Origin of the sequence: Erysipelothrix sp. P66 (assembly GCF_038682365.1) — a bacterium.
Lineage (GTDB): Bacteria > Bacillota_I > Bacilli_A > Erysipelotrichales > Erysipelotrichaceae > Erysipelothrix > Erysipelothrix piscisicarius.
In genome coordinates, this window is the sequence record NZ_CP152290.1 from 809,711 (window position 1) to 823,430 (window position 13,720).

Genomic DNA, 13,720 nt, shown 5'->3' on the forward strand with positions numbered 1-13,720 from the left:
AGAGGCTATAAAGTCTCTCTTTCATTCCGTAATGCAATAGTTCAGAAAGGAGATCTATGCAAACAATTAAAATTAATGATGTAACGGTACGTGATGGAAATCAATCGTTACTTGCAACCCGTATGGAACATGAAGACATCCTTAAAATTTTAGCCGAGATGGACAAAGTTGGTTTGAATTCACTTGAAGTTTGGGGTGGGGCCACATTTGATGGTGCGCTTCGTTTCTTTAAACGCAGTCCATGGCAAAATTTAAGAGATATGAAACGTGTTGCACCCAATACACCGTTTTCAATGTTGTTACGAGGTCAAAACATTGTAGGATATCACCATTATGATAACGATACTTTAGAACGCTTTATTCGTTTAAGTCTTGAAAATGGTATTGATATCATTCGTGTATTTGATGCTTTGAATGATATCGAAAATGTTAAGAATGCAATTTACTTTATAAAAAAACATGGTGGGCACTGTCAAGGTGCAATTTCTTATACGGTAAGTCCCGTTCATAATATTGATTATTATGTTACGTATGCAAAACAATTGGTAGATGCTGGAGCTGATTCTATTTGTATCAAAGATATGGCAGGGATTTTATTACCGGACGTTACCTTTGAACTTGTAAAACGTTTAAAAGATGAACTTAATGTTCCAATTAACCTTCATTCACATGCAACCACCGGTCTATCAAGTCTTGTTTTTGAACAAGCGATGAAGGCAGGCGTCGATATTGTGGATGGTTGTATCTCACCGTTTTCAAATGGGACATCCCATATCGCATTGGAAACATTGCTTGAAACAGCACATGTTACAAATCGTGAAACAACAATTACACACACAGCCTTACAAGGCGCATACGAAGAAGCAAATGAACTTGCAACTAAATACATTGCAAGTGGTCAATATCCTGCGAAAGCATTAATGATTAATCCCAATATTTTAACCTATCAAGTACCGGGCGGAATGCTTAGTAATTTGATGAGTCAGTTAAAAGATCAAGGAGCATCCGATCGTTACGAAGAGGTTCTTAAAGAAATTCCAAAGGTTCGTGAAGATTTGGGCTACCCACCGTTAGTAACACCACTTTCACAAATGGTAGGGACACAAGCGGTATTAAATGTATTAACAGGAACACGTTATAAAATGGTACCTAAGGAGATTAAAGACTATGCAATGGGACTTTATGGCACATTCCCAGGACCAGTTAATGAAGATGTAATCAATCTTATTTTGAAGGATGAAAAACGTGTTGAAAAGCAACCTGTGGAATCCATGCCAAGTGTCTTTGAAGCAAATAAAGTCGAACTTGAAGCGAAATTAGGACGGGAAGCATTGGAAGAGGAAGTATTATCCTATATTCTTTTCCCGCAAAATGCTATTTTAGAAGGTGAAGAACCGAAAGCACGTCCTGATGTTATCGAGTTTAAGATGTTTGATGGAGGGGAAACAATATGATTCCAACCTTTACATTTTTAGATGGATTAACCGTGAGTTTATTTTCGATGCTTGTCGTATTTGTAATTCTTTTACTCTTAGCGCTTGTACTTCAAGGCTTTACGGCAGTTTTATCAAAATTTGATAAACCGGAAGCGCCAATACAACATGGCGTCGACGAGAACGATGAAGAACACCGTCTGGTTGCGAAACTGGTCGTAAGTTGTTTAGCTCAAGGAAATGAAGCTCAAAATATTCGTATTAAATCAATTAAGAGAGTTAAGTAGAAGGGAGATATGAATGGAAAAATATAAAGTATCTGTAGATGGAAAAGTTTATGAGGTTGAAATTGAAAAAGTTGGAGATTTTGAGCCAACAGCCTCAACACCCATCGCATCAAGCGGTTCTGGTTCTGCATTGAAAGCACCCATTCAAGGTTCAGTACTGAGTGTTCTTGTGAAACCAGGACAATCCGTTTCAAAAGGACAACCTGTTATGGTTATTGAAGCTATGAAACTTGAAAATGAAATTGTAGCCGATCAGGATGGTGTGATTGATCAAGTGCTTGTTTCTGAGAAACAAGTCGTCGATAATGGTCAAGACTTGTTGACCTACCGAGGTTAAGATATGTTAAACATACTATTTGATTTTCTTAATCAAACGGGTTTTGCGGCCATGACTTTGGGACAATTTATTATGATTCTAATCGCGTGCGCACTGTTATTTCTTGCGATTAAAAAAGGCTATGAGCCTTATTTATTGATTCCTATTGCATTTGGTATGTTGCTTGCAAACTTACCGTTATCAGGGGTTATGGAAGAAGGGGGTGTCTTAAACCTTCTTTATCAAGGGGTTCACCTTGGTCTATTTCCACCACTGATTTTTATGGGGGTTGGAGCGGCTACTGATTTTGGTCCACTCCTATCAAACCCTAAAAGTTTAATCCTGGGTGCTGCGGCACAGTTTGGTATTTTCTTTGCGTTTTTAGGTGCGATTGCACTTGGATTTAATGTGATGGAAGCTTCCAGTATTGGAATTATTGGGGGCGCTGATGGACCTACAGCGCTCTACTTAACAAGCCAATTGGCACCGCATCTATTAGGTCCAATTGCTGTTGCTGCTTACTCCTATATGGCGCTTGTACCCGTCATACAACCGCCTATTATTCGTGCGCTAACATCAAAAGAAGAGCGCGAAATTAAAATGGTTCAACTTCGTGAAGTGTCTAAAAAAGAAAAAATTCTCTTCCCGATTGTTGTAACGATCTTAGTGTCTTTAATTGTTCCAAGTGCAGCACCTCTTGTAGGGATGTTGATGTTTGGAAACTTAATAAAAGAAGTCGGTGTTGTTCCAAATCTTGTTGAAACGGCTAAGAATCCATTGATGTATACCATCACAATTTTCTTAGGAATGACAGTTGGTGCGACAGCGAATGCTGAAACCTTCCTTAATACACAAACTTTAGGGATCATTGCTTTAGGACTTGTAGCCTTTGCGGTAGGAACCGCTTCAGGGGTTATTGTTGCTAAAATAATGAATCTCTTTATAAAAGATAAGATTAACCCAATGATTGGGGCTGCAGGGGTTTCTGCGGTTCCAATGGCAGCACGTGTTGTTCAAGTTGAAGGGCAAAAAGCAGATCCTTCAAACTTCTTACTCATGCATGCAATGGGTCCGAATGTTGCAGGTGTAATTGGTTCTGCAGTTGCTGCAGGATTACTCCTCACATTCTTTGGATAATGTTTTAAAAAGACACTCGGTATTTGAATACCGGGTGTCTTTTCCTAAATTCAAATCTCAACCGCACCACCCAAGGTGCGGTTGTTTTTGTATAATAAAAGGAGCCCACCCGACTAAAAGGAGCTCCCATATGAAGTATAAACAATTAGATAAAAAAATGAAAGACCAAATTGATATTCTATTAAGCATCGGCTACTCTATGCGCAAGGCAGCACGTAAACTCAATATATCTCATTCTACGATTTCTAGATATAAAAATAATGTCTATAAGAAACGAACGATTGATATTCGAGAAAAATATTCCCACCTAATCGAATATCTGCATTCTCACTATGATCCTAAAGTTCATTCGGTAGAAGTATGCTTGAGTAACTATAAACGATATCATCCATATAAACCGTGTGTTTCATCGCAGCAAGTCTATAACTGGATTAATCAAGGTAAACTTGATATAAAACCAAATAAAATGTGCTATAAACGTCGAAAACGTAAAAAGAGAATTAGTGGAATGATGAATCACTTGAGATGGAACTTGGAAGAGAAAACAGTACTTCCAATTAGCCTTAGACCTAAATACATTGAGAAACGTAACGAGATTGGCCATCTCGAAATCGATTCTATAATCGGTAAGAAACATGAATCTGCAGCGATTATATCCATTGTAGACCGCTGCTCAAGAATGACCTGGCTTATTAAAGCAGAATATCGATATGACTATTACACATCAAACTTAATTCGAAAATTTATTGAAGAGAATAATATAACAACGAAATCGATAACAGTAGATAATGGACTTGAATTTAAAACATTAGGGATTACAGCCAAGCGGTTGGGTGTGAAACTATATAAGTGTGATCCATACTGTTCTTTTCAACGTGGAACCAATGAAAGAGCGAATGCAATCGTGAGAAGGTTTATACCAAAAGGAAAATCAATGTATGATATAGCGCAACAATATCTTGATGATATTTGCTTCAAAATTAACTCAATGCCGCGAAAAATATTTGACTTCAAAACGGCCTATGAGATAGACTTTAATAAAAGTAAAAGTGGTGCGGTTGAGATTTGATAAAAGAAAAGACACTCGGTATTTGAATATGAACCGAACCCCAAATCTTGAACAAAGATGAGGAGGTTCGGTTTTTATATGTCAAAGTTAACAAGAGAAGAGAAAATAGAAATATATACGTTAAGAAAGAACGGAAAAACAATTCCATCACTTTCAAAATCCTATGGTATTAGAGCGAGTGTTATCAATCACCTAGTGCGTCTTATTGATACTCATGGTATTGAGATTTTAAGAAAGGATAGAAACCGTTATTATTCTCCTGAATTCAAACTCGAGGTAATCACCCGTGTCTTGATCCACCACGAATCGATGTCGGCAACTGCTGTAGAAATTGGGCTGAGTTCTGTAGGAATACTTTATAATTGGATACAAGCCTATAAGAAAAACGGTTATAATGTCATTGAGAAGAAACGAGGAAGACCTTCCATGACAAAACAGAAAACAAACGATAAAGATAATTTAACTACTGAAGAAGAGATCAAAGAACTCAAGAAAAAACTTCAATACGTTGAAGCAGAGAATGAATATCTAAAAAAATTGAATGCCGTAGTGAAACAAAGGGTGGAGCGAGAAAAGAAGACAAAGTAAAGGCAGTCTCCTCACTACGACAGAAGTATCCCTTACAGCTCTTACTTGAAATCGCTGGTTTATCGCGATCAACTTACTATTTTTATGTTTCAAAAGTTGATACAGATTTTAAGAATGATGAATTAATGAATTTAATTATTGAAATCTACTACGAAAATAGAGAACTATATGGGTATAGAAGAATAGCCTTGGAGCTTAAGAATCGTGGTCATGTAGTGAATCAAAAGAAAGTGCTGCGCTTAATGGGGAAACTAGGAATACACTCGTTGATACGCAAGAAACGGAAATATTCATCGTATAAGGGAACGGTAGGTTCTGTAGCAGAAAACCATATAAAGCGGGACTTCGAATCGCTCATCCCTAATGAAAAGTGGTTCACTGACGTGACTGAATTTAGAGTCGGTGACAAGAAGTTATATCTTTCTCCAATTCTAGATGCATGTGGACGATACATTATTTCGTACAATGTTTCTACAAGTCCTAATTTAGATCAAATCAAAGACATGCTTGAAAAAGCATTTCGACAAAACACATTCGTTAAAGATCTGATATTTCATTCTGACCAAGGGTGGCAATATCAACATGCATTTTTTGTAGAAACTCTCAAAGAAAAAGACATAATTCAAAGTATGTCAAGAAAAGGGAATAGCATTGATAATGGGTTAATGGAAAGTTTCTTTGGCATAATGAAATCAGAAATGTATTACGGTTTAGAAAAGACGTACAAAAGCATTAAAGAATTAACAATAGCAATCGAAGAATATATCGACTATTATAATAACAAAAGAATTAAGAGCAAACTAAAAGGACTGACTCCTGCACAGTACAGAAATCAATCCTTTAGTTTAACTCTTAATTAAACCGTCCAAGATATTGGGGGCAGTTCAATACCGGGTGTCTTTTTTATTTGAAAAATACTTTTTGAGGAATGATGTATTCACTAAAGTTCCAGGTATTACCGTTATCGTTACTGATAAAGATTGCATCGGCATTCTGACGGTAGTCTCCGTTATTTTGGGTGATGCGGACTTTGAGGTGATGATCCACGCGTTGTGGTGCTGTTGCTTGAATAAAGATATCATTCCAGAGAATTGATGTATCGTTGAGCGTTTGAGCGGGTAAGGCAACCTCAGTAAATGTTTCACCATAATCAAGACTTCGATAAAGGTGTGGTGAATTGGGTTGGGTTACCCATAGTGTTTTAGAGTCACTTAGGGATGCATCCGTAATCTTATGGGTATAGTTTGGTATGGGTTGTGAAGTCCATGTTTGTCCATTGTCCAAGGTATAATGATAACTTACAATTTCTGCGTTTAATGCAACATGACTGGATAATGCGAGTATCCCGGTCTCGCCCACAAAATCAAGATAGCCTGCCGTAATGATGGATAAAGGCGGCTCATCAAAGATTGTTGTTGAGGACCACGTTGTTCCACCATCCATCGTTCCACCCACAATAACATTCCCGTCTTTTTGATATAAAACTTCATGATGGTTTTTAAAACTGAATATTCGTTTGTCATTTTTGAAATGACCTTGAGAGGATGTTGTGAAGTCTGCAGACGCGATGGGTGTTTCAATCCAAGGCTTGTTTTCGTTTTCACGGATACGGAGAAACATATTTTGATCATCGTAAAACGATGCTTGCGTATCGGATTCATAACTGGGTGTCGTAGGGAAGTGTTGTTCCCGATACGTTTTTTCTGTCATATCATTTTGGTATTTAAGTACATTGTTTTCAACATTCATATATAGAATTAGGTGGTATGTGTAGTGGTTATTATTTTGAAGGGGTAGTGTTTGAAAGAGTTTGTCCGGACGTCTTCCTGCTTCAACGGTAAACGTTACGTCAAAAATCAACCAACCTTCATCTTCGCCGATGGGTTCAACAGGTTCCAACGATTCAATCGTAAAATCAATCAACGGATCGTTTTGATTCCATCGTGACTGATGCGCTTGTAAGTAGCCTGTGAGCCATGCATTCATGGTTTCATGGGGTGTCATCCCTGGTTGATGTTTCACTGTATAGTTAGTAAGGGAAGGTGCTTGTGCATGAACGTAAAGGTAACCCAAGCATACACAAAGGATACCAACTAGAATGCGTTTCATATTTTTTGACATAAAAACTCCTTTTTTAATAAGCATACGTCTTTGTAAAGATAAATCAAGTGAAAGGTGTGATGGTCGTTTGACGCGTCAAATGTTGAATACATCGTTATAATGAGAAGAGAGGTGATGGCATGAAATCATGGACATATGAATCGGTGGTATTGGATTTGGAGCGTTTTCAAAATGAGAGTCGTCGTAAAACTTTAATCAAACAAGGCGCTGATGATAATACGGTGGGAATTCCTTTAGGCGTTATCCGTAAACTGGCAAAAGAAATCGGGCTTGAACACGAGTTGGCACGATGCCTATGGAAGTCAGGGATTATTGATTATCAATTGCTCGCTGTGCTTCTTTTTGATCCCAACAAACTGGATGAACCGACGGTGTTTCAATTCTTAAATGAGGTGCGCGTCATGACGCTTCAAGAAGATTTAATTTTTCGCTGTCTTATTTTTTCAAAGGATAAAGATGCATGGATTGAACGCTTAAGGAGTGAGTCGGAAGATCGACTTGGTCGGGCGTATTGGACCTTTGTCGTGGATGCCATTAAACGTAAGCAAAAATCCAAGGATGAGCTCATACATGTTCTTGATGAAATTGAAATGCAATTAGAGCAGGCACAACCTTTAACGCAATGGATGATGAATCGTGCGTTGTGTGAAATTGGCTTTGGCTATCCTGAATTTGTGGATCGCGCGTATGCGATTGGTGAAGCATGTGGTGTCTATAAAGAGATGAAAGTTTCTAAAGGGTGTACGTCAGCGTATGCACCCCTTTGGATGGATGCAATCTTGAAGCGGAATGTGTAATGTTATGTGATTTGACAGACGTCTTTGGAAGTCATGGTAAAATAAGCATGTAAAAGGATGGGACTATGACAACATTAAATAATATTAATTCAAAACATTTAAATGAAGCACCTTATACAAGTATTGCATTTTTATTAAAACCCAAAGGGTTGATTGGCTATATTACCAATACCGCTAGTGTGCGGCAAGCATTGGAAAAGATGAAATTTCATGGTTATACCGCAATGCCAGTCATTACAGAAGATGGTCAATTTTACGGAACCATTAATGAAGGGGATTTTCTTTGGTATTTAATTCATGAAAAAATTACCGATATGAAAGATGTTGAAGAAGTGTATTTAAAAGATATTATGCGTCATTCTTGGAATCCACCCGTGACCATTGATGTCGATCTGAGTTATGTTTTAGATCGGATCTTAGATCAAAACTTTGTTCCTGTTGTGGATGACCGTAATAAGTTTATGGGAATTATTACGCGTAAATCGGTTTTAATGTATTATCAAGATATGAAACAAGGATAGAGGGAGTATGGCATGAACCAACAAGAATTGTTTGTAACGTTACAAGAACGTTTTGAAATGAATGAACACCGTCATCCAACAATTGTTTGGGATGATGTTTTGGATGTGATCTCATCCAATTCGCAATTTGTGGATTCATTAATGTGGATGGAAGAAACGAATGGTGAACCAGATTTATTCGTTGTAGAAGAGCATTCATGGCTCTATATGGATAGTGCCCCAGAGAGTCCTTCTGGGCGTCGTAGCTTGTGTTATGATGCTTTAGCATTAGAACAACGTAAAAAGAACAAACCAAGCGGTAGTGCAGTTCAAATTGCGCATGAAGCAGGGGTTGCATTGTTGGATGAGAACTTGTACCAATTTCTACAAACCTATGATGTGGTCGATAAGAAAACATCATCATGGCTTAAGACCCCAAAAAACATTCGTGATCGTGGAGGCGCAATATTTGGAGATTATCGTTATGGGACAGTCTTCATTTATCATAATGGTGCAGATTCCTATTATGCAGCACGTGGATTTCGAACATACCTAAAAATAAAATAAACGAACAGATTCGATAAGAATCTGTTTTTTAATGATTAATGTTAAAAGTAATTGACAACCTAACCGGTTTACCTTATAATCACCTTGAAAAGAAAGAGGTTACATTTATGAGAAAAACCGTTATGTTTTTACTCACGCTGCTTCTTACGATTACGTTGTTCCCAACTCAACAACGTATCGAAGCGTTGGATGTTGGGCAACCCGCTTCAGCAGATGAGTATTTTGTCAATTCTGATTTTTCATTGACCGAAAATGTTGTGCCCATGGATGAAAGTAATAAAACAAACAATAAAGACATTGGCTTTTGGACAAATGATCTAAAGCCACTTGGGTGGATGTTTGAACGTTATAGTGGTTCATCCCTTGATCGTTCTCAATATAAGGCAGATTTAAATCAAGGTGTGGTGACTGTTTCTTCAAACAGTCAATACCAAACCCCAATGTCTTTTTTCAAACCCGAGAAAAAAATCAAGGCAAAACCGAATACAACCTATATTGTGAAAGGATCGTATAAAACTGATTTTAGTATCGTTGCAAACGGAAAACCCACTTCCGTCAATTTAACCATTGATCAATACAATCAAAATACGATCATCAAACCTTCAATAGAATTTGAACTTCCTGAAGCGTCCACGTGGACTGACTTCGAGCATGAATTTAAAATTGAATCCGCAACAGACTTTTTACCCGTATTTAAATTTTCATTTATAAAAGGATCGTATTCAATTAAAAATATTTCATTGCAGGAAAAAGAAATTGCTTCGGATATTAAGCTTACAAGTCTTGATGTGGTGCAAGATGCAATGACTTTAGCACCTCAAGATCAAGCCAGCATTAAATCGATTGTGGAACCCAGTGATTATCCTGTAGATCGTTTGGAGTGGTCATCCAGTGATCTCGGTATCGCAACCGTTGATGCTCAAGGGATTGTGACTGCAGTTTCAGAGGGAAACAGTGTGATTACAGTATTCGACTCTAAAAGTGGTTTGAGTAAAACGATTCATGTAAGTGTACGTGCACCGAAAGATACAAACTTATTTGCCGTAAATATTTTAGAAAATGGTAGTTTTGAAAAACTCGTTAAGGCTCCAAATAAAGGCAACACAAGTCAAATCAATTGGCATCAGGATGTTGGTTTCTGGGATCAAGATTTAAAACCTGAATCATGGGTTTTTGAACGCTATAAATCTTCAAACCTCGATGCATCGTACTACAGTGCGGAAATGGTTAAATCGGATGTTAAAGATGGATCGTATGCTGTGAAGATAAATCTTGAGCGTAATGATCAAAGTGCTTTAAGTTTCTTTAAACCTCAAAAACGTTATGATGTGAAACCTGAGACAACGTATGTGTATGAGGGATGGTTTAAATCTGAAAACCTTGAAACGTTGAATGCACCTCAAGCTCGTATTAATTTACAAGTTGATGGTTATGCTGCCAACAAATTATCAGGTGTAGTCCATGCGGATACCATTAATGCTTCCGATCAATGGGTTCGTTTTAAAGTGGAATTCACAACTGATGATAAAACGACACAGATTTTACCGGTATTCCGGATGCATAATACGAAAGGATCTTACTTCCTTGATGATTTAATGCTTTATGAAAAGCCAATTGGAGCAACATCCATTCAATTGGATACGAATGCTCTTGAAATGGCATTGAATCAAAAAATATTCTTACCGGTTTCCACAGAGCCTAAGACAATCAATCAAAAAACTTTAGAGTGGTCATCCAGTGATCCGTCCGTTGTAACTGTTGATCAAGGATCGATTGTTGGTTTAAAACCGGGAATCGCAAAAGTTCAAGTTCGATCTGCATTTGATCCAAGTGTTTATGATGAAGTAACCGTGACGGTTTTGAATTCGACCTCATTACCGATTCAGTCTCTTTCAGTTGCATCAGACAATCTTAAAATTGATGAAAATCAACGGTATTTCATTGAGTTTGAATTAACACCCCGTCATGCTAACTATCGTGATTTGACATTTATTTCTAAAGATCAAAAAATCGTGAATGTAACAGAAGAAGGATTACTGTTACCGCAAAAACAAGGGGTAACCGAGATTCAAATTTTCTCAGGAACAAGACTTTTAAAAACGATTCATGTAGAAGTTATAGCGACTGAAAAAAATGAAGCGATGCAATCGATGATTCATCAGTGGCAAGCGCGCTATATTGGTGATAGCAGTATCTCAAGTCCTCTTAAAGATTCATTTAAAGATAAAGTTATTCGTGAAGGCGAATCACTCTATCGTAGTATGAAAAAAACAAATGATTATCGTGAAGATCTTTGGGAGAACACCAGTGCTACAAAATCTTCGAATATGACAAAACAATTCCGTAATCTTAAAGCAGTCGTACTTGCATATCAAATGCCAGAATCGGCTCTTTATCAACAACGAGATGTTTATGAAGAAATTGTTTCGGGTATGGAACACCTTTATAAAGTCTTTAATTATAACGGAAATCAATCGGTCTTTGAAGGAAATTGGTGGGATTATCAAATTGGTAGTGCCAAAGCAATTACCGATAGTTTAATCTTACTTGCAGACTATCTTCCTCATCAACGCCTTGAGGCGTTAGAAGCGGTTGTGGCAAGCTATGTACCGAATGCAGTTGACCAGATGAGTAAAAAAGGCGATATTGCGACTGGAGCAAACCGTACGGATTTAGCAATGAGTTTGTTAGGAACCGCTTTATTAAGTGAAGATGTTTCCAAGCTAGAGCGACTTCAAAACGATTTAGTTCCTTTATTTGAACTTGCGACATCGGAAGATGGTATCTATGAAGATGGATCAATGGTTCAACATAAAACAATTCCCTATACAGGCGGATACGGTTCCGTTTATTTAGAAGGGGTATCAAGCCTTTTAACGCTATTACAACCAAGTCCATGGCATTTGGATGAATCAACATACCAAACGTTATTCCCTGTATTAGAACGTGGATTTATCAGTATGCTCCATGAAGGGCAACTTATGGCAATGGTTCAAGGACGCGGAATGTCGCGTGCTCCTGAACTTATGAAGTCCTCCAGTGCATATGGTGGTGGCTTCAGCATGCTCGGTAACCTTCTGTTTGTCAGTGAGATTGCCCCTGACTTATTTAGAGATAAGGTGGAAAGTGTCACAGCGCTTTGGTATCCGAAAATCGAAAAAGCCATTAATCCACTCGATCATGTGCGTGATATGAAACATGCAGAACAGATCACAAAAGCATTAAGTGCAGATCGTGATCCTGTTGAACTTGAAAAGAAAGTGTCAATTTTCTCTGCGATGGATCGTGTTGCCGTACATCATGATCGTTATACACTCGGATTGAGTATGTACTCCAATCGTATTGCTAATTTTGAGTCCTTCAGTGGTGAAAATGGGCAAGGGTGGTATACCGGAGATGGTATGTATTACCTCTATACCCATGATGATCGCCAGTTCGGAGTCAGTTATTGGCCAACTGTGAATCCATATCGTTTACCAGGTGTAACATTGGATACGCGTGAACTCGCCTTAAGCAGTGGAGAACGATTGCTATCACCCCAAAGTTTTGTTGGTGGGGTTGAACAAGGTGCTAATGGTGCTGCAGTAATGAAGCTCGATAAATCTAACTTCAATCAACAAGATCTTACTGCACAGAAATCCTATCTTTTCTTAGACGATAAAGTAATTTTAATGGGAAGTAACATTCATGGAACTTCACCAGACACGATTGAAACGATTTTTGAAAATCGCATAATCGATACACGTCTTGGAGATCAATTCTCAATTAATGGTAAAGTCTTGACCGATTCACAACATGAAATGACCGTCACACCAAATATGTGGGCTCATTATGAATCCAGTCATTATCATGATGCTGTTGGCTATGTATTCTTAGAAGAGGCACCTATTACATTTGAATATGAAACGCGTAAAGGAACCTACCAATCGATTAATACCTTGTTTGGTAATGATAAAGAGTATGAAAATGATTTCGTATCCATTCGACAAAATCATTCAGCTCATGCAGATAATGCATCCTACGCTGTCATGATCTTACCGCAGTACAACCAAGCTGAAACAGCATCATTGAGTCAAGCAAATCCAATTCATATTTTAAGAAATGATGCGTCAATGCACGCAGCATATGATGAACAACAACAGATTATTGCGGTGAATGTCTTTAAGGAAGATCACCTAAATCTTGATATTGAAGACTTACCAATTCGTTCATTAAACCTTCAACCTGGTTCTTATCTTTTCCGTTATGAAAATGGAAAGCTAACTGTAAGTGTTAGTGATCCATCGCAATCTGTTGATACGATTGACGTTGAAATTTCATTAAATGATCAAAACATGTTGATGCGCTCAGCATCAAATATAAAAACACTTTCATTTGATCTAAATCCCCAAAATGGTCAAACACGTACTCAAACCATAGAATTGATAAAAGAAGATCAAAATGGTAATGGTGGTATCACACCTGAAAAACCGGAAGAAAAACCGGAAGAAAAACCTGGAGAAACGCCGAATGAAAAGCCTGGCACAAATGAAAGTGCAGGCGATGAAACATCAAATTCAGATGACAATGGTGTAAATGATGAAAGTCATTTACCTTCAACAGGTCGTGCGTCTGATCTTCCAGGGTTTGTATTTGTGATGATTGTAATGGGATTCTTGATGTTCTTGGATTCTCGTCGTAAACATCAATAAATATTTTTGAGAGATTATGTATTGACAAGCCACCGTAGATTGATTATTATTATGAAAATAAATCTACGATAGTGAAGGAGTACGATACTTGTTGCGTGCACAGAGAGTTGACATTAGCTGAGAGTCAATGATTCAAGAGTATCTGAAAATCATCACTTAGATGTATTGCTGAAATAAGTAAGTGATACCGGCTGTTCCCCGTTACCCGAAACGC

The 13,720-nt window shown here is 37.8% G+C and carries 11 protein-coding genes and 1 other annotated feature (1 of these 12 only partly in view); of the genes, 10 read left to right on the forward strand and 1 reads right to left on the reverse strand.

What is annotated here, in order from left to right; all coding sequences use genetic code 11:
* The first annotated feature begins 56 nt into the window (after positions 1–56).
* The 6 genes from AAG186_RS03975 (at position 57) to AAG186_RS04000 (ending at position 5,690) form a co-directional block, all read left to right on the forward strand.
* On the forward strand, positions 57–1,454 hold the full coding sequence (locus tag AAG186_RS03975; protein WP_342622067.1) for a pyruvate carboxylase subunit B: 1,398 nt from the start codon (positions 57–59) through the stop codon (positions 1,452–1,454).
* Positions 1,451–1,720 carry an OadG family transporter subunit gene (locus AAG186_RS03980; protein ID WP_125164581.1) on the forward strand — a complete coding sequence of 90 codons (270 nt, stop codon included), beginning with the start codon at positions 1,451–1,453 and terminating at the stop codon, positions 1,718–1,720. The genes AAG186_RS03975 and AAG186_RS03980 overlap by 4 nt, the downstream gene beginning before the upstream one ends.
* Before the next feature lie 13 nt (positions 1,721–1,733).
* Positions 1,734–2,057 (forward strand): biotin/lipoyl-containing protein, encoded by a 324-nt coding sequence (locus AAG186_RS03985; RefSeq protein WP_125164580.1) that lies wholly within the window; start codon positions 1,734–1,736, stop codon positions 2,055–2,057.
* A gap of 3 nt (positions 2,058–2,060) precedes the next feature.
* Complete coding sequence (locus AAG186_RS03990; protein ID WP_342622068.1) at positions 2,061–3,173, forward strand: sodium ion-translocating decarboxylase subunit beta; 1,113 nt, start codon at positions 2,061–2,063, stop codon at positions 3,171–3,173.
* Positions 3,174–3,303: 130 nt separating this feature from the next.
* Entirely contained in the window at positions 3,304–4,242 is a 939-nt protein-coding gene (locus AAG186_RS03995) for an IS30 family transposase (protein ID WP_342621390.1), read from the forward strand.
* Positions 4,243–4,320: 78 nt separating this feature from the next.
* A protein-coding gene (locus tag AAG186_RS04000; RefSeq protein ID WP_342621362.1) for an IS3 family transposase occupies positions 4,321–5,690 on the forward strand; the annotation gives its coding sequence in 2 pieces (ribosomal slippage) (positions 4,321–4,785 and positions 4,788–5,690; 1,368 coding nt in all).
* Positions 5,691–5,733: 43 nt separating this feature from the next.
* Here AAG186_RS04000 and AAG186_RS04005 read toward each other — a convergent pair.
* Entirely contained in the window at positions 5,734–6,951 is a 1,218-nt protein-coding gene (locus AAG186_RS04005) for a sialidase family protein (protein WP_342622069.1), read from the reverse strand.
* A gap of 119 nt (positions 6,952–7,070) precedes the next feature.
* Between AAG186_RS04005 and AAG186_RS04010 the strand changes: the two genes are divergently transcribed.
* From AAG186_RS04010 to AAG186_RS04025, 4 genes are all read left to right on the forward strand, one after another.
* Positions 7,071–7,748, forward strand: a complete 678-nt coding sequence (locus AAG186_RS04010) for a DNA alkylation repair protein (protein ID WP_342622070.1) — start codon at positions 7,071–7,073, stop codon at positions 7,746–7,748.
* Between the two features lie 65 nt (positions 7,749–7,813).
* The gene (locus AAG186_RS04015) at positions 7,814–8,269 is read left to right on the forward strand and encodes a CBS domain-containing protein (RefSeq protein WP_161636526.1); all 456 of its coding nucleotides are present in this window, start codon (positions 7,814–7,816) and stop codon (positions 8,267–8,269) included.
* 12 nt (positions 8,270–8,281) lie between these two features.
* Complete coding sequence (locus AAG186_RS04020; protein ID WP_342622071.1) at positions 8,282–8,815, forward strand: DUF4256 domain-containing protein; 534 nt, start codon at positions 8,282–8,284, stop codon at positions 8,813–8,815.
* Positions 8,816–8,922: 107 nt separating this feature from the next.
* The gene (locus tag AAG186_RS04025) at positions 8,923–13,506 is read left to right on the forward strand and encodes a polysaccharide lyase family 8 super-sandwich domain-containing protein (protein WP_342622072.1); all 4,584 of its coding nucleotides are present in this window, start codon (positions 8,923–8,925) and stop codon (positions 13,504–13,506) included.
* Positions 13,507–13,562: 56 nt separating this feature from the next.
* Positions 13,563–13,720 (forward strand) — a binding site (T-box leader); it runs 72 nt beyond the window's last position.

Bases quoted from the DNA above. Each gene is read 5' to 3' on its own strand.
- AAG186_RS03975 (WP_342622067.1), top strand. From the start codon at position 57: ATGCAAACAATTAAAATTAATGATGTAACGGTACGTGATGGAAATCAA.
- AAG186_RS03980 (WP_125164581.1), top strand. From the start codon at position 1,451: ATGATTCCAACCTTTACATTTTTAGATGGATTAACCGTGAGTTTATTT.
- AAG186_RS03985 (WP_125164580.1), top strand. From the start codon at position 1,734: ATGGAAAAATATAAAGTATCTGTAGATGGAAAAGTTTATGAGGTTGAA.
- AAG186_RS03990 (WP_342622068.1), top strand. From the start codon at position 2,061: ATGTTAAACATACTATTTGATTTTCTTAATCAAACGGGTTTTGCGGCC.
- AAG186_RS03995 (WP_342621390.1), top strand. From the start codon at position 3,304: ATGAAGTATAAACAATTAGATAAAAAAATGAAAGACCAAATTGATATT.
- AAG186_RS04005 (WP_342622069.1), bottom strand. From the start codon at position 6,951: ATGTCAAAAAATATGAAACGCATTCTAGTTGGTATCCTTTGTGTATGC.
- AAG186_RS04010 (WP_342622070.1), top strand. From the start codon at position 7,071: ATGAAATCATGGACATATGAATCGGTGGTATTGGATTTGGAGCGTTTT.
- AAG186_RS04015 (WP_161636526.1), top strand. From the start codon at position 7,814: ATGACAACATTAAATAATATTAATTCAAAACATTTAAATGAAGCACCT.
- AAG186_RS04020 (WP_342622071.1), top strand. From the start codon at position 8,282: ATGAACCAACAAGAATTGTTTGTAACGTTACAAGAACGTTTTGAAATG.
- AAG186_RS04025 (WP_342622072.1), top strand. From the start codon at position 8,923: ATGAGAAAAACCGTTATGTTTTTACTCACGCTGCTTCTTACGATTACG.